General features: G+C 39.6%; 13 protein-coding genes and 3 pseudogenes. 9 read left to right on the forward strand and 7 right to left on the reverse strand.

The annotated features are described in order from the left end of the window. Nucleotides 1-83: pseudogene (locus tag BM329_RS14455) on the forward strand (IS5/IS1182 family transposase); the annotation flags it as partial. A 29-nt stretch (nt 84-112) separates the two neighbouring features. Here BM329_RS14455 and BM329_RS08060 read toward each other — a convergent pair. Together BM329_RS08060 and metC are read right to left on the reverse strand one after the other, a co-directional pair. Beyond that, the gene (locus BM329_RS08060; RefSeq protein WP_092551415.1) at nt 113-784 is read right to left on the reverse strand and encodes a DedA family protein; all 672 of its coding nucleotides are present in this window, start codon (nt 782-784) and stop codon (nt 113-115) included. Nucleotides 785-1,077: 293 nt separating this feature from the next. After that, complete coding sequence (gene metC / locus BM329_RS08065; RefSeq protein WP_092551418.1) at nt 1,078-2,271, reverse strand: cystathionine beta-lyase; 1,194 nt, start codon at nt 2,269-2,271, stop codon at nt 1,078-1,080. A gap of 406 nt (nt 2,272-2,677) precedes the next feature. Between metC and exbB the strand changes: the two genes are divergently transcribed. From exbB to BM329_RS08085, 4 genes are all read left to right on the forward strand, one after another. After that, nucleotides 2,678-3,718, forward strand: coding sequence for a tonB-system energizer ExbB (exbB, locus tag BM329_RS08070; protein ID WP_092551421.1), 1,041 nt, complete (start codon nt 2,678-2,680; stop codon nt 3,716-3,718). Between the two features lie 6 nt (nt 3,719-3,724). Continuing rightward, the gene (gene exbD / locus BM329_RS08075) at nt 3,725-4,150 is read left to right on the forward strand and encodes a TonB system transport protein ExbD (RefSeq protein WP_092551424.1); all 426 of its coding nucleotides are present in this window, start codon (nt 3,725-3,727) and stop codon (nt 4,148-4,150) included. Nucleotides 4,151-4,718: 568 nt separating this feature from the next. Then, on the forward strand, nt 4,719-5,945 hold the full coding sequence (locus BM329_RS08080) for an alpha-xenorhabdolysin family binary toxin subunit A (protein ID WP_177216222.1): 1,227 nt from the start codon (nt 4,719-4,721) through the stop codon (nt 5,943-5,945). 41 nt (nt 5,946-5,986) lie between these two features. Continuing rightward, nucleotides 5,987-7,033 (forward strand): alpha-xenorhabdolysin family binary toxin subunit B, encoded by a 1,047-nt coding sequence (locus BM329_RS08085; RefSeq protein ID WP_092551430.1) that lies wholly within the window; start codon nt 5,987-5,989, stop codon nt 7,031-7,033. 98 nt (nt 7,034-7,131) lie between these two features. On the opposite strand, the gene BM329_RS08090 is transcribed toward BM329_RS08085, so the two are convergent. Continuing rightward, complete coding sequence (locus BM329_RS08090) at nt 7,132-7,770, reverse strand: TetR/AcrR family transcriptional regulator (RefSeq protein WP_092551433.1); 639 nt, start codon at nt 7,768-7,770, stop codon at nt 7,132-7,134. 540 nt (nt 7,771-8,310) lie between these two features. Here BM329_RS08090 and BM329_RS08095 point away from each other — a divergent pair. Beyond that, nucleotides 8,311-9,459, forward strand: a complete 1,149-nt coding sequence (locus BM329_RS08095) for a porin (RefSeq protein ID WP_092551436.1) — start codon at nt 8,311-8,313, stop codon at nt 9,457-9,459. Nucleotides 9,460-9,562: 103 nt separating this feature from the next. Here the strand turns inward: BM329_RS08095 and rdgC are convergent, their stop codons facing one another. Both rdgC and BM329_RS08105 read right to left on the reverse strand, forming a co-directional pair. After that, the gene (rdgC, locus tag BM329_RS08100; RefSeq protein WP_092551439.1) at nt 9,563-10,474 is read right to left on the reverse strand and encodes a recombination-associated protein RdgC; all 912 of its coding nucleotides are present in this window, start codon (nt 10,472-10,474) and stop codon (nt 9,563-9,565) included. A 366-nt stretch (nt 10,475-10,840) separates the two neighbouring features. Continuing rightward, complete coding sequence (locus tag BM329_RS08105; protein WP_092551442.1) at nt 10,841-11,701, reverse strand: lipase family protein; 861 nt, start codon at nt 11,699-11,701, stop codon at nt 10,841-10,843. A gap of 379 nt (nt 11,702-12,080) precedes the next feature. On the opposite strand from BM329_RS08105, the pseudogene BM329_RS08110 reads away from it, so the two are divergent. The 3 genes and pseudogenes from BM329_RS08110 to BM329_RS08120 form a co-directional block, all read left to right on the forward strand. Then, nucleotides 12,081-12,347, forward strand: a pseudogene (locus BM329_RS08110) (pyridoxal-phosphate dependent enzyme); the annotation flags it as partial. A gap of 2 nt (nt 12,348-12,349) precedes the next feature. After that, a pseudogene (locus BM329_RS08115) lies at nt 12,350-12,697 on the forward strand (PLP-dependent transferase); the annotation flags it as partial. An 828-nt stretch (nt 12,698-13,525) separates the two neighbouring features. Beyond that, nucleotides 13,526-13,933, forward strand: a complete 408-nt coding sequence (locus tag BM329_RS08120) for a hypothetical protein (RefSeq protein WP_092551445.1) — start codon at nt 13,526-13,528, stop codon at nt 13,931-13,933. A gap of 20 nt (nt 13,934-13,953) precedes the next feature. On the opposite strand, the gene mutH is transcribed toward BM329_RS08120, so the two are convergent. Then, entirely contained in the window at nt 13,954-14,634 is a 681-nt protein-coding gene (mutH, locus tag BM329_RS08125; protein WP_092551566.1) for a DNA mismatch repair endonuclease MutH, read from the reverse strand. Between the two features lie 731 nt (nt 14,635-15,365). After that, on the reverse strand, nt 15,366-16,472 hold the full coding sequence (gene leuB / locus BM329_RS08130; protein WP_218153261.1) for a 3-isopropylmalate dehydrogenase: 1,107 nt from the start codon (nt 16,470-16,472) through the stop codon (nt 15,366-15,368). Nucleotides 16,473-16,507: the final 35 nt, after the last annotated feature.

Consider the following 16,507-nt stretch of genomic DNA (forward strand, 5'->3'; position numbering starts at 1 on the left):
CGACCCGTTACGCCAAAAACAGTGCATCGTTTCTTGCCGCAGTCCAAATCCGCTGCCTTGCTCTTTGGTTGAGTATTTCATGACGACGCCATCTAGCGAACATACTATTGTTTTATTTATGATGCTTAGATGATGTTTTCTTGTGACGCCAGTACATCAATAGAGAAGCGGACAGCCCACTGAGCAACAGAATAACAGGTAAAATCATCAAAATATTCATGACCAGATCTTGATGTGCTTTGACGAAAGAAATCTGATTCAGGATATAGCCAAAGCCGACAACAATAATGACCCATAAAAAACCACTTAACCAGTTAAAAAATTGAAAGCGTTTATTATTTAGATCAGAAATACCGGCAAAGGTTGGCAGGAGAGTGCGAATAAAAGCTAAAAAACGTCCTATAAGCAGAGCGGACAGGCCGTATTTGACGAAAAGTTGATTGGCTCGTTGGCGATATGGTAGCGGAAGTTGGGCCAGCCAGTTCTTGACAAGATGAGTATGCCCGAGCCAGCGCCCCTGCAAATATCCCAACCAAGAACCCAGACTGGCAGCGATGGTGAGCAGGACAAGTGTGGGAATAAAGCTCATGACGCCTTTAGCTATCAAGGCCCCAGAAAGAACCAGCAGGGTATCACCAGGTAAAAAGGCGGCGGGTAACAACCCGTTTTCCAGTACCAGTGTGACAAAGAGAACACCATAAATCACCCAGATAATATCGGGGTTGGCAAGTTGGTTAAAATCATGATGCCAGAGTGCATGCACGATCTCGCTTAACATTTCCATCATTTATCCTGTAAATTTGCGAGTAAACTATACCCAATGGATTTCAAGTTGCATCGCGACGGCAAGAGAGCAAATCCCTGGGAGCATAGATAACTATGTGACCGGGGTGAGCGAGCGCAGCCAATAAAGAGGCTGTTTGAAAGACGAAGTGTATGGTTAACAAAATGGATTCCGCTCAGTGTACCGCAAAATGAGGAGATGGGGGGTGATTTGATTCAGCATATGGAAAACCGCAGTTGTCTGTAATAGAAAGAAAGACAACCACGGTTTTAGTGAATCACTTTGTCTGGAATTTAACGGCCTTTCAGGCGAACAAAACCTGCCTTCAGATCATCAATTAAGTCTTGCAGATTTTCCAATCCTATATGAAGGCGGATCAACGTGCCGGTTTTTTTCGATAAATCATACTGGTGCAGTGTTCTGAGCGCTTTGGGGTGGACTTCTAAAATCAATGACTCAAACCCTCCCCATGAATACGCCATTTTGAAATGCTTCATGTTATCCAGATAATCAGAAACTTGTTCAGGGGTAAGCTGGATATTCAGGAAAAAAGAAAATAGTCCACAAGTGCCGGTGAAATCGCGCTTAAAGTAAAGATGTCCCGGGCAAGAAGGCAGGGCGGGGTGATTTACCTCAGCAACTTCCGGCTGTTGTGCGAGCCACTTGGCAACTTTAATGCTGTTTTCTTCATGTTGCTTGAGGCGAGCAGCCAGCGTATGTAATCCACGGGTTGCCATATAAACGGTATCAGGATCAGCAATTTGCCCCATCAGATAAGATCCATCTCTGAGTTGTTCCCAACATCGCGTATTGGCAACTGCTGTTCCCAGCATTCCGTCGGAGTGACCGATAATATATTTTGTGGCGGATTGAATGGAAATATCGACATCAAACTCCAGAGCTTTAAACAGAATGCCGACCGCCCATGTATTATCAATCATAATAACAATTTCAGGATTGACCTGACGGGCGGCTCGTACAATGGCGGGAACATCTTGTACTTCCATTGTCAGTGAACCGGGTGACTCAAGAAAGAGCACGGTAGTATTTGGCTTAATAAGCGAAGCGATACCTTCACCGATCATCGGATCAAAATAATCAGTGGAGACTCCCATTTTTTGCAGGACTTTATTGCAAAAAAGCTGTGTTGGCTCATATGCATTGCCTGTTACCAGAACATGATCGCCTGTCTTAACGAAAGACAGGATAGAATTAGTGATGGCGGCCGTACCGGAAGGGTAGAGCGCGCAACCCGCACCGCCTTCAAGTTCGGTCATCGCATTCCGAAAGGCAAAATGCGTCATTGTTCCACGTCGACCATAGACTAATGTATTTTTATGGTGGTTATTCAAAGCATGTTGCATATCTCTAACGGTATCGAAAATGACAGATGATGTACGTTGAATAATGGTATTAACGGCCCCTTGCGTATATTTCTTGTCTCTTCCTGCATTGACCAATAAGGTTTCCAGTTTTTTTTCAGTCATGGTATCTCACCCCTGGTTGATTTTTTGTTTATTGCCCGGAGACTAAATAAAACTTGTTCAAATAAATGATTAGCAAGTTAAAAGATTTGAGACAGATTTGCCAAAGAGATTAGAGTAACTTGAGGAAAATTCAAGATGTTCTGCTGAAGGGGAACCAGAAGAGACTAGCGAAAGTGTAACGTTAGCCGGAACTTTTTTATTAAATAGTAATGATAATTACTATCAAATCACTCAATGTCTGATATCATTTGCGGCGGACTTTTCCCCTAAAACGGTTAAGAAGCACAGTGGGTAACAAGCACTGTGGTAAGAGGCATGGCTCAGGTCATATTAGGATTAGCAAGATAAGTAAACGCTATTCATTGCTAAGTAACAGAATCTATAAGAAAGAGAGTAAGGCTAACTGATGCGTAATTTGACAGCTTCTATTCTATTGGCACTCGGATTAACAAATTCAGCATGGGCTGATACGGCACCGTCAACAGCGGCTGCTGTGCCAGAAAACCAGGTTGCTGCTTCTCAGGTAGCTGCTCCGGCAACCGCGCAATCATCCGCTAACTATCAGAAAACGGATGTACCACCAAACACAGGCACACAAACTGTAGAGGGTAATGCGGCAGAAAGTAACGGAGCAAAAAGTAACGGGGAAAAAAGTAACGGGGCAGAAGGTAACTCGGCAGAAAATGTGACTGCCGAAACCACGGCAACCGAAACTGTTATTCCACCAATTGAAAACACGTCCAGTGGTTTTGCAACAGATTTGTCTGTTTGGGGTATGTACCAGAATGCGGACGCAGTAGTAAAAAGTGTCATGGTAGGCTTGGTGATTGCTTCTATCATTACATGGGCGCTGTTTTTCTCCAAAGGGATTGAATTGTCAATGGCTCGCCGCCGTTTGCGCAAAGAACAATTGGCCCTGGTTGGTGTTGCTAATTTAGATGCAGCAGCAAAAATTGCCACAGATTTTGGCAAGCAGAGCATCAGCCGCCTGCTGTTGAATGAAGCACAGTCAGAACGTATCCTGTCTGCTGAAAGTACTGATAAGGAAGGCATCAAAGAACGTACTTCATTTCGTATGGAGCGCGCAGTTGCTACCATTAGCCGCCATATGGGGCGTGGTAATGGCTATCTGGCAACCATCGGTGCAATTTCCCCATTTGTGGGTCTGTTCGGGACAGTTTGGGGGATCATGAACAGCTTTATTGGTATCGCGCATTCACAAACTACAAATCTGGCTGTAGTTGCACCGGGTATCGCAGAAGCATTGCTGGCAACAGCTCTGGGCTTGGTGGCTGCAATCCCTGCGGTAGTGATTTATAACATCTTTGCCCGAGTCATTTCATCATACCGTGGGCAAGTGGGAGACATGGCTGCTCAGGCAATTTTGTTGCTGGGGCGTGATCTTGATCTGGCTGACAGTAAAGCTGAAAAAACAGAAGCAAGGTAAGAGATTATGGCAATGCGTCTTAATGAAGATTTGGACGATAGCGGTGAACTGCATGAAATTAACGTCACGCCATTTATTGACGTGATGTTGGTGCTGCTGATTATTTTCATGGTAGCGGCACCACTGGCAACGGTAGATATTAAAGTCGATTTGCCTGCATCATCAGCTAAACCACAACCAAGACCAGAAAAACCCGTATTCCTGACCGTGAAAGCGGATCATCAGCTTTATGTCGGTGATAAGCAGATTGATCACGATAGCTTATCTTCAGTATTGGATCAGACTACACAATCCAACAAAGACACCACAATCTTCTTCCAGGCAGATAAAACCGTGGATTATGAAACTTTGATGAGTGTGATGGACTCCCTGCGTAAAGCGGGTTACCTCAAAATTGGATTGGTAGGAATGGAAGCTGTTACCGCTCAATAACTACATTAATTATCTTCTCATGGGTTATTGAGTTGATTATCTGATAAATCAAATTGCCCGAATAGCTAAATCGGGTAGTTTGATATCCTGAATTTCCTGACCTTCAGGAGTCATAGACTCATTCGCAAAACTTTGTCCTTCTCAATATTCATTGGATATAATTAATATAAACCGTCTTATAAATAATGTGGCGAATAAATTTAAAAATCATATAGCAATTAAAGAAACAACAAATTTAGAGATAAAAATGCATATAATAATATGTTATTATCACTTATGTTGAACAAATATGTTATTTTCACAATAAATATTAATGGTGAGATTAAAAGTGATACTTACTATAAAATTAACAAGTAAAAAGTAAATTTAATTTCACTTGTGTCGATATTCGTTAATAATAAAAACAAAACAAATAATATAATGAAATTAAAGTTCATTTATAGACAAAGTATTATCATTTATGTCAACAGCAATGTAATTATTCATATTTTAAGTATATTAAAATAAAAGTATTCTCAGATGGAAAGAGCCGAAGTTATATTAAATTAAAATCAGACCATCAACACTAATGGAGAATTATATGTCATTAAATCAAGCTGTAGCAGAAAAAAAGATTCCTGTATCAGAAGTACCCGCAGTCATTTTAAAAATGTTGACCAGCCAAGCAGAAGGAGTCGCCCGCCCGGGAGGGATCTTTACTAAAGAAGATCTCATTAAGATTAAATTATATGTTAAATCTAGTTTAGAACTTCCTTTTACTTTGGAAGGGATAAAAGAATATATCGGTTATAACGATATTGCTATTGATGGTTTAAAACCTGCAAAGATGACATCTTTGTTTAAAGAAATTCACGACCATGCTCTTAGCTGGAGTGGTGTAGAAAGTAAGGTTCAGCAACAGAGTATCGATCTGGAAAATGCAGGAAAACAAATTACCCTAACGGGAGATGAAATAATCAGTATTATTGACCAGATGCCAATTATTGAACGTGTAAAGACGAAATTAGGTGATTTAACTGATAAGCAATTGGCTGAAATAAAATATACCAATGATGATAAAGCGATAGCAGTTGAATTGGGAAATATTCTCGAAAGTATGAAGAAAGATATTAAAAAACAGCAGGAAAATACCCAGAAGGTAAAAACTGTGGTATCTGACTTTAAACTTAAACTGATTGGTGGTGAATTATCGGACGGTACAATTGTTCAGGGGTTGCAGCCACAGATCAATAGTAAGAAAAAACTTATGGACGAAAACAATCTCTCTACCACTATCAAAGATCTGCAATATAAGATCGATGAGAAAAACAAAGAGATTGATCAACTTCAAAAGGACTACGATAAATATGTAGGCTTGGCATTCTCCGGAATGGCGGGTGGTCTGGTTGGCTGGGCGATTACCGGCGGAATCTTTGGTGACAAGGCAGAAAAAGCGCGGAAACAGAAAAATAAACTGATTGACGAAGTCAAAGAGTTACAAGATCAAGTTAAAGGTAAAAGTGCATTACAAACTTCAATTCAAAACCTGTCCCTAAATTTTTCTGGTATTAACACAAGTATGCTGGATGCAGAAGAGGCCTTAAATCACTTGGATTTCATGTGGAACATAATGCTAACGCAAATTACGACTTCCAAAGAGAAATTCGACGATATTAATGATGCACTGAGTCTGACTTCTTTTGTCTTAACATTTAAGCAAATTATTAATCCCTGGAGAGACGTTCAAGGCTCAGCCGCCCGATTAATTGAAACTTTCGATGAAGCGTTGGCAGAATACAGAAAACTCTATAGCTAACTTATTCTTTAAATAACTTATAAATAAGAAAGGAACAGGAAATGTCTGAAAATATTACCTTACCAAAGGAAAATAAGTATCCGGATATTAAAGCCATGAATCATGCGGTAAATACGATTTGGCTTTTGGCACAACGACAAACTTCAGGTATTGAAATTATTGGTGATAAAGTCAAACGAATCAGCCTTTATAGCCGTGAATTTGATGAAATGGTACGCGATTCTCTGGCACAATTTATTCCGGTACTTAAGCAACTGACTTCTGATACTGCATTCCAAACTATTACTGAAATTGATGCTGCACTGGCTGATCCCTCTCTGAGTGAAGATGATCGACAGGCTTTAATACTAGAACGCAATAATCTAATCCAGAGTTTATCAAAAGATATCAATAATGTTATTGTCAATTTCACTGACAGAGCCAATAAATTGACAAACAAAATCAGCGATATTAGCGATATGGTGATTACAGAGCGTCTGCAAGATCTTCTTACGCAAATGGAATCACAAAAGACAGAGTTGCAAACTGATATCGATGAAAAAATAGAAAAGAAAAATAAACTGGATGTGGATCGGGCTAAAATTATCGAAAGTCAGGATGTTATTCGAGAGAATAATATTGCGGACATGTTTAAAGATTTTATCCCCAGCGCTAAGGATATTGATGGTCGGGATTTCACCCAGCCTGAAAAAGAAGCTATCAAACAGGCAATTAAACAAGGTGCTGAGATGGCCAGAAAAATTTTGGGTAAAGTCTCTGAGGGATTGAAATATATCGATTTGGCTAATGCCAGAATGAAATTGAGTGACCAAATTGATCAATTGGTAAAAGAGACTGACGTGGTGAAAACTAAAATGCGGGAAATTGATCTACGTCTTTCTGGCATAAGAGATGTGATGCAAATTGATGTAGAACGCACTATTTTGCTTTCCGAAGCAGTGAAAATAGAACAGGCATGGACTGAATTCGCTAATCAACTGCATAAACTGCTTGGCAATGAAATCAATCAACATGATCTGATCAGCTTGGTAAACAGTCAATTGGATTTCTTGGATAACTTGGCATCTCAGTACAATATGTTGAAGTAATAGATTTATTTTGTATCTAATGAAAAAGCCGTAGAGAAGGCGCTGATATTGTTATATTTCAGCGCCGAGATTAAATTAAATTTGCTGTAAAATAATGACTATTTCTCTATAATCCCGTGTTCCAGTAATGTAAGAGCTGCACTAATACGTGGCGTGATATCCGTTTCTGGCAGGGGAGGAAGGATGCCCAATGCTATTTGCCTGAGTGGTTCTGAAATAACCATCGAAATCACCAATTCACTGAGGATATAAAAATCCATTTTTTTCAGAAATCCTTGTTGATATTGGAGTTCAAGCCAATTAGCCAGAATATTATGACTCCTTTTTATACCACTTTGCTGATATTTATCTAAAAATGTTTCACGGTGAGGAAAGTCGGATTGTAATAATTTAAATAAACCTACCGCATTGAGAGATAATGATTTATCAGCTATTTCGGCTAAATATAATTTCAATAGATTGAGAACTTGCCGCGAATTATTTGCTTTTCTCTTAAAGACAGGAATGAAATTATCCGTCCAGCGCATGACAATTTTCTCAATCAGATCTTCTCGGTTTTTGACAAAACGGTAGAGTGTTTTTTTGGCAATGCTGGATTTCGTAGCAACTACATCCATAGTTGTTTTATTATAGCCTTGATTAATAAGGAGTAAAAGTGTAACCTCATGAATTTTATGCCATATTTCCTGTTCTGGAATTGTAGGACGGCCTCGTGAACGTGAAGGATTTTCTGCCATTTTAGCACCTTATAAGTTGTTAATATTTGTACGGCACTGGCGTGATTCCATTAAGAAACATAACTTATTTATTTAAATTAAATGGAAGAACTAAATCACGCTTCATCAAATACAGAACTTAAAGGTGTTTGTCAACAATATCAATTAATTATTATTACTCAGTCCATTATAAATAGAGTAAAAATTATAAATTAACTTAGAAAAATTCTATTTATTATATGAATAAGAATTTTTATTATTTTATTTAAATATTCTAACTTACTGTTTTAAATAACTAATTAAGATGGTTAATGATATATAGTTATTTAGCATCTCTTTATGATGTGACATTCTTCACAGGACGGCATTTTTTGCCAAGTTTTGTTAGCAAAAGGTTTAATTAAATCTTATTATCCTCAATGTTTGTTACAAATTTAACATTTAAGTAACTAAACGTGTAAAACATTCCGCTCCCCCTGATTCTTTATCCCAGAAAATTCTTTCTTGAGATGTGCGTTTTTTAGCGGTGGCGAAAATAACAATACCAATGAGGACACGATAATGATAAGACACAACGCAATAGCAATGGCACTTCCGGTACTTCTCCTTACTGGGGCAGCAAATGCCGCTGAAATTTATAATAAGGATGGCAATAAGATTGATTTATATGGAAAGGCAGATGTCCAGAGAACCTTCTCCAAGGCAAAATCACAGGATGGTGATGGTTCTGTCGGCCGTATAGGTGTCAGAGGTACAAGCCAAATTACCGATAAATTATCGGGTTACGGACGCTGGGAATTCAATATGGGAGCGAATGGCGTGGAAACGGAAAGTGGTAAAAATACCAGAACCCGTTATGCTTTCGCTGGCCTGACATATGGCAAATTCGGTTCACTGGATTATGGACGTAATATGGGGGTGGTTTATGATGCCAACTCATGGACGGATGCGTTACCTGTGTTTGGTGGGGATTCTATGGCTGCGACGGATAACTTCATGGTGGGGCGTTCGACAGGGTTGTTGACATACCGTAATTCAGACTTTTTCGGCTTGGTAGATGGTTTTAAATTTGCTTTGCAGTATCAAGCAAGGAATGATAACGGTACCAGAAATAGCCGTAGTGATGTTTCAAGACAGAATGGGGATGGTTTTGGTCTTTCCAGCTCTTATGAGCTTGGTAACGGTATCAGTATTGGCGCTTCCTATGGCAATTCTAACCGTACTTCAGCACAAAAACTGGGTGCTGATAACGCTAAGCCACTGGCCAAAGGGAACAAAGCGGAAGCATGGATCGTCTCTACCAAATATGACCGAAACAATGTTTATCTGGCCGCTATGTACGGTGAAACCCGTAACTTAACCAGATTTGGTAGTTCTGTAGACAATCACACCATGTTTGCCAATAAAACCCAAAACATCGAGCTGACTGCGCAATACCAGTTTAATTTTGGTTTGCGCCCATCCGTTGCTTTTGTCTATTCCAAGGGTAAAGATCTGGGCAAGGACTTGGCCGACAAAATAATACTGACAGACAAGGGTTCGGAAGATTTGGTGAAGTATGTTTCAGTCGGTGCCTCCTATGATTTTAATAAAAATATGGGCGCTTATGCTGAATACCAATTCAACTTGTTGAAAGACAATGATTTCACCAAAAAGGCTAATATCAGTACTGATGATGTTTTCGGTGTTGGTTTGGTTTACCGCTTCTAATTGAGATGGCAGGGCTGTTGAAAACAGGCAACTGAAAAACAGCGAAAGTTATTTCGTCGAACTGCCTCAATGGATATGACCATTGTAGGCAGTTCGTCAGTTATCATCTTTCCGCTTCACCACCCAGCGCATCAATGGTGTTTTTAATAAGTGCAGTTAATTCACCTGTCATCAAGGTAAAATCGGCATCGAACCGTTGGGCGACATCTTCACGATCGATATCATCGTTTTGGTCACGTAAGGTTTCGCTGAACTTGATCCGTTTGAGAGAACCATCATCTGACAGCATAAACTGAATGCGTTCTTCCCAATCCAGTGCCAGTTTGGTGACGTATTTGCCGGATTCAATGTGTGTCGCAATTTCATCTGATACTAATTCTTGTTTCTTGCAGCGGATGACTCCACCTTCTTCCTGAATAGCTTTTAGCTCAGCTTCATCCATCAGGGCATAACCCGCAGGCAAATTACCGGAACGCACCCATTTAGTTAAAGTCAGTTCAATAGGATCGGTAAATGTCAGGGGAACGACCGGCAATGATCCCAGCGTTTTTCTCAGCAATGCCAGATTATCTTCAGCACGCTTTGCACTTGCGGCATCTACGATAATCAGATTATTAACGATATCAATCCAGATATAGGTCTGGCTGAAACGGCTGAATGCTCTTGGCAGCAAGGTATGGATCACTTCATCTTTCAGAGAATCTTTTTCTGTTTTTTTCAGCTTACGGTGCTGTTCACCTTCCAGACGGGTTATTTTAGACTGTAGTTCCTGCTTAATTACAGGGGAAGGCAGCATTTTTTCTTCTTTTCGAGCGCAGATTAAGATCTGATTGCCGGAAGCATGAGTCAACGCTTCACCGTGGAAACCCATTGGGGAAACCCAACCCGTTTTCATCATATCTTGACTACCGCACGGGGTGAATGCCAATGGGCTTAATTGTTTTTCCAGTTCATCCGCAGAAAGAGAAATCTCTCGGTTTAAACGGTAAATCATTAAATTTTTGAACCATAACATGCAGTTACCCTATATTATTGCGCATCGTGACAAAGGTCATTTTAAAACATAAGGGTGCATAATAACGAATCATGTGACGAAGCCCTAGAACTTCATCAGTTTCATATAATAACTTCCTTATTTTTATATAATAAAAAAGCATCATCACACTAAGAGCCGACCTCCCTAATGATTATCAGCAAACATTGGCCGAGATTATTGGGTTGATCACTGGTGCAGAACAGGCAACAGGACAGCAAGGAGCCGTCGGAATTGGATTCCATAAGGAGAATCTCACTGAGGTTCTCCCATAATCATTCTATAAAAGGGCATAGCATGATGAAAAATGTGTTGAAAGTATCAACACTGACTTAGCCAGAACAGTAGTTATAGGTTGATACAAGAATCAATATCACCGTTTTTTATGACTCTTTTGAATACATCAAAATTCAGTCTGGCAATGTAATTAATTAAATAGTGGCTGCATAATGGACCATCGGAAATATCTATATTGGTTTGGGTGTTAAACTCCCGAATGTGCGTCAGTGATGAATATCCCAATATTTCAGGGGGTAAATGAGGAATAACATCGTCTACATAATTGAACACATCAAAATTGCCGAAATTCTGGGTAATATGCTGGGAAAACTCATTATTTCCGGGCCTTGGACAGGCGAATAAACAGGCTGAATGATTGGGAATGCTGGAGCCTATCTCATACATGAGATAGGATGCTATAGCGGAGCCAAGACTGTGAGCTGTTATTGTAAATCGGCCATTGATTCCTATCAATTGAGTCATTGCCTTTGCCAGATTGAGATTGCTGTAATCACCGTGAAACTCAGGATCAACAGTTATCAATTTCATTGAGTCGTAAATGCTGAAAAATCCTCTGCTTACTTCTATTGTCGGAAACTTGGCCCACGGAGAAGTGTGGTCAATCAGTCCGTCATGAATATCTTCCAGCAAAATGGTGGGATCTGTCCCGCGTATGGCAACAACATATTCATTCAGGAATTTATTTTTTTTTGCAACGTAACCGTAGCAGACATGCTCCGGTAACATCCCGTGGCGGGGCTTTACTGAGAATGAAGTATCATCGGCCGAAATATACGCTATCACTTTCCATCCGTCTTCTTTAATGCGCGGGTCGGCTGGTGGTACGGGATTATTGTAATATTGATTATTCATTTCAGCAGCATATAACACTAATGCTGCAAGATTGGCGGCTTCCCGATATGTATACATAATCGCCTCTTTTGTTTATTTTTATTGTTAATAAATTGTTTGCATTATTTGATCTCATTGTATGTCATTTTTCTGGGTTTGCTGACATACAGGGGACACATAGGCTGAAGAGGAAGTTATTGAGATTATGTTTTTAAATAATTTATTGAAATGATAGTGATGTGGATTTCGTCAGCCGTATTTTTCAGAAAATGAATATTATCAGATGATCAGAAAAATAATCTGTAGTTCATGTTTGATCTATCAATATTGAATTAACTAATTACTTTTTCTTATATGTGGTTTTTATTTGTTCTTTTAAATCAATTGCTATGCAGCGTTATTCTCTCCCAATCTGAACGTTTTATTTGTAAATTCTACCGATTCTCAAGGGGCTAATATGGCAGCATCACGTTCGGTTCTTGAACTTATAGGGAATACTCCATTACTGGAACTCACTCATCTGGATACGGGACCATGCCAGTTATTTATTAAGTTAGAGAATCAAAATCCGGGAGGGACTATCATTGAAGCTACGGCGAATAATACAGGCATTGGGGTGGCGCTGGTTACTGCGATGAAAGGCTATAAACTGATTCTGGTCGTGCTCGATAAAATGAGCAGGGAGAAAATTTATCATCTGCGAGCACTGGGAACCGATGTGATGTGCTGGAAAGTGCGATTGCTGAATTAGAGAGTGGAACTCGTGGTTATGTGTTTGGCTCTGGTCTTGCCGCCAGTTCAACCATTCTGGAGTTACTTGATAAAGATAGCCATATGATTGCCGTGGATGATCTCTATGGTGGAACGTTCAGTAGCTTTCTTGTCTTGCGTGGCATTCGGACATTGGCATTGCGTATGGAACGCCATATTTCCAGCGCAGAGAAAATAGCACATTGGCTGGAACAGCAGCCACAAATCGAGAAAGTGTACTATCCCGGCCTGGCTTCTCATCCTCAGCATGAGCTGGCAAAACGCCAGATGCGAGGCTTTGGAGGCATGATCTCTGTTGTTCTACCAAATAAATAAACTGCGAGTGTAATCAAAAACAGTGTGCCAGCCGATTTTTATCAGTTAGCATTTTTTATTATTTTATTATTTTATTATGGATAGATTCCCTTAAAAATAAGTGACCTCTAATTATGCAGAATAAGTTAGGATTTCTTGTATCTTAAAGTAAGGTGATGAGTTAAATTGATTATTATACGCTTCGTCTTTCAAACTGCCTCTTTGTTGGCTGCGCTCGCTCACCCCGGTCACATACTTATCTATGCTCCCGGGGATTTGCTCTCTTGCCGTCGCGATGCAACTTGAAATCCATTGTGTATATAAAGAATAAAGATATTTAGGGTTATATACCTGTCGTCTTTCAAGATGCAGCTTTGTTGGCTGCGCTCACTCACCCCGGTCACATAGTTATCTATGCTCCAGGGGATTTGTTCCTTGCCGTCGCGCTGCATCTTGAAATCCAATGGGTATAGATAAAATATTGCATTTGTCTATTTTGTTTTTTAGGGAAAACTATTTCAATAATTGATAATATCTTATTGAGGATCAGATATATTTGAATCAACCAGATGTATATGTCTATAAACTTAGTTTTTCAAGTTGCAGAAAGAATTAGCGGATAATAGTATTGAGAAGATGTGATGGTTTCATAACGAAATTGTCACATTATTAGAAATTGTAATTTTATATATTGCTGTTATTTAAATTATTAATGATAAATATGAATAATAAAGTTTAAAATTCCATTTTGAATACAAAAGTGAGTTTTAAAGTTAAAAGGTATATCTGATGGAATTTGAATAATTTGACAGTCATCATGTAATCAGGGGAATTATTGTGATCTTAAAAAGTGATATTACATATTACCAGCTACCTAATTTTTCCATAGATTTGAACCTGATCGATACGACTGATGCCGAAACAGGTACTTATTTGATGATATTGGATGCGGAGGGGATCAGAGACGCTGAAATTTCCTCAGTTAAAATTGGCAGCAAAATGGAATATGTCAATATTCCATCAACTGCCAGCAGCAATGAAATTGCCTGTGCCTTTTATATCAAAAACAGGGACAATCGCAGTTATCCACTGGTTGGCACTATTTATCTTAGCTACCATCCGCCATCTGGGTTTGTTGATATTACTTCAATGAAAGTCTCTCCTGAATCTCAGTTAGACCTTGCTATAGATAGAGTTAATAGTACTAAATTTGATTTTAAGCTGAAAACAAAACAGAGCAATTAGGGCTGTAATTTTATACTGTGCTACAAGAAAAAATGGCGAGCCAATAATGGGGCTGTAAAATTTTTCTTCAGATAAAAGCCTCTGGGCAGTGTCATTATTGGTTGACCATATTCTCCAATTGCTTCGGTCAGAACCCGGCTATTAGCCGCTTTGGGGCGTAATTGCAATACTTCACCATGACGTGCTGTAATGCTCTCGACTTTGCCCAATACAATAAGATCCATCAGTTCTTCCCAATCGTTTCGTAGCAACTCTTCTTCTATGGCACTTGGGTTCCAAAGCAGGGGGGAACCTACACGGCGTTCAGAAGGCGGAATACTTCTTTCTCCCTCAACAGGTATCCATAAGACGCGGGATAGTTTGCGTCTGACGTGACAATTTTCCCATGTAATACCACTGTTACCTGTTAAAGGGGCGATACAGACAAAGGTTGTTTCCAATGGAGTTCCTTTGCTGTCCACAGGGATCGTTTTCAATTCAATACCAATATGTTGAAAATCCTGTTCGGGCCTGCTGCCTGCATTTGCGCCTAAATAATATTCAAGCAACATACCTACCCAACCTTTATCACGCTTTAAATTAGGAGGTATAGGCAGTTTAGCTAATTCAGCCAGTTCACCCATGGATAAACCCGCTAAAGCGTGAGCTCGTTCGAGTAATTGCTGTTCGTTTTCAGGTGGTATCGGGGGTGTAAAGTACATGTTATTGAGTATATTTTTTCTGGTTAAAAAATGCCCATTAGGATTAGTGTAAATCATTATTAATTTATCATTACACTAATGTTTTTGATAATGGCATGATATAAAAGATCTTTTCATTTGTGCTCTCAGTATTAAGAATAAGCTTGTTATGATTATTCACCGATTCCCAGTGATAATAAACAGGATCTTACACCATGTTATCCACAGATTTATGGGATAAGTGATAAAAAGTGAGATCACTGGTTTGATTCACAGCCCTAATGAATGGTTTTTTCTACAAAAATAGTCCATCTTTGTTTAACTAAAAGGCATATCCTGTGGATAAAATCATCATTGGTTGAAATTTACCCAGATTGAGAAAGTTTGAAATTTCTTATGGGAGATATGCATTGCAAAAAGGGACGTAAAAATTATTAACATAATGAAAAATAATAGTTATTTATTTACTCTTAAGAGGAGTGATAAAATACCTAATAAAAGTATACCCGTTTTACCCCTCACTTTTTCACATACATATCCACAGAAAAAGTGAATAAAATGGTTTTTGCCTGACAAATAATGTTTATAACTTTAGTTTTTTCTGTGAATTATCCTTGCGAAAGCGTAAATCAGGCAGATTTGAAATTAAACCACCCATTTGCCAGCCAGTAAGTCGTCTTACTGGCCATTTTTTAATGGGTGTATTATACAGAGGAGGAAGGCTACGTTAGCGAAGAAAAAGTGGCGTTTTTTTACATTTTCTCTGCAATCAAATTTGCAATGATATCGCCCATTTCATCGGTGCCAATGGTTTTGTCATTACCCGCTAAATCTGCGGTGCGATAATTCTGTTCCAAAGCATGGTTGATAGCTTGTTCAATGACATCTGCGGCATCATTGCGCCCAAAACTATAACGCAGCAAAAGTGCCAGAGATAAAATTTGGGCTATCGGATTAGCAATATTTTTACCTGCAATATCAGGCGCTGATCCACCTGCCGGCTCATATAAGCCGAAGCCTTTTTCATTCAGGCTGGCAGAGGGCAGCATCCCCATTGAACCCGTGATCATGGCACATTCATCAGATAAAATATCGCCAAATATATTGGAGCATAGCAAGACATCAAACTGCGCCGGATCTTTGATCAATTGCATGGTAGCGTTATCAATATACATATGATTGATCTCAACATCGGGATAATTTTTAGCAATTTCACTGACGACTTCACGCCATAACACAGAACTTTGCAAAACATTCGCTTTATCAATTGACGTGATTTTATGGCGGCGTTTGCGAGCAGATTCAAACGCAATGCGTGCGATCCGTTCTATTTCAAAACGATGGTAGATCTCAGTATCAAAAGCGCGCTCATATTTTCCTTCGCCTTCACGTCCTTTGGGTTGACCGAAGTAAATGCCGCCAGTCAATTCTCGGACGCATAAAATATCAAAGCCTTTTGCGGCGATATCCTGACGAAGCGGACAAAATGATTCTAATCCAGTGTATAAACGCGCCGGGCGTAGGTTACTGAACAATTTAAAATGCTTGCGTAGTGGCAATAATGCACCACGTTCAGGTTGTTGTGAGGGTGGTAAATGCTCCCATTTCGGGCCTCCCACAGAACCAAACAGGATGGAATCAGATTTTTCACAACCATTGATAGTTTCTTGAGGTAAGGGAGTGCCATGACGATCAATAGCGATTCCTCCTACATCATATTCACTGGTTGTAACGCGAATATTGAAGCGATGGCGGATTGCATCCAACACCTTATAGGCTTGTTTCATGACTTCGGGGCCAATGCCATCACCGGGCAAAACAGCAATATGATAGTGATTTGTATCTTGCTTGTCTGACATAACATTATTTGAAATAGATTGGCTTGAAGACATGA

This window comes from Xenorhabdus koppenhoeferi, from assembly GCF_900116635.1.
GTDB classification, from domain to species: domain Bacteria; phylum Pseudomonadota; class Gammaproteobacteria; order Enterobacterales; family Enterobacteriaceae; genus Xenorhabdus; species Xenorhabdus koppenhoeferi.

Bases quoted from the DNA above. Each gene is read 5' to 3' on its own strand.
- BM329_RS08105 (WP_092551442.1), bottom strand. From the start codon at position 11,701: ATGTATACATATCGGGAAGCCGCCAATCTTGCAGCATTAGTGTTATAT.
- leuB (WP_218153261.1), bottom strand. From the start codon at position 16,472: ATGTCAGACAAGCAAGATACAAATCACTATCATATTGCTGTTTTGCCC.
- BM329_RS08085 (WP_092551430.1), top strand. From the start codon at position 5,987: ATGTCTGAAAATATTACCTTACCAAAGGAAAATAAGTATCCGGATATT.
- BM329_RS08080 (WP_177216222.1), top strand. From the start codon at position 4,719: ATGGAGAATTATATGTCATTAAATCAAGCTGTAGCAGAAAAAAAGATT.
- metC (WP_092551418.1), bottom strand. From the start codon at position 2,271: ATGACTGAAAAAAAACTGGAAACCTTATTGGTCAATGCAGGAAGAGAC.
- rdgC (WP_092551439.1), bottom strand. From the start codon at position 10,474: ATGTTATGGTTCAAAAATTTAATGATTTACCGTTTAAACCGAGAGATT.
- BM329_RS08095 (WP_092551436.1), top strand. From the start codon at position 8,311: ATGATAAGACACAACGCAATAGCAATGGCACTTCCGGTACTTCTCCTT.
- BM329_RS08090 (WP_092551433.1), bottom strand. From the start codon at position 7,770: ATGGCAGAAAATCCTTCACGTTCACGAGGCCGTCCTACAATTCCAGAA.
- exbD (WP_092551424.1), top strand. From the start codon at position 3,725: ATGGCAATGCGTCTTAATGAAGATTTGGACGATAGCGGTGAACTGCAT.
- exbB (WP_092551421.1), top strand. From the start codon at position 2,678: ATGCGTAATTTGACAGCTTCTATTCTATTGGCACTCGGATTAACAAAT.
- BM329_RS08060 (WP_092551415.1), bottom strand. From the start codon at position 784: ATGGAAATGTTAAGCGAGATCGTGCATGCACTCTGGCATCATGATTTT.
- mutH (WP_092551566.1), bottom strand. From the start codon at position 14,634: ATGTACTTTACACCCCCGATACCACCTGAAAACGAACAGCAATTACTC.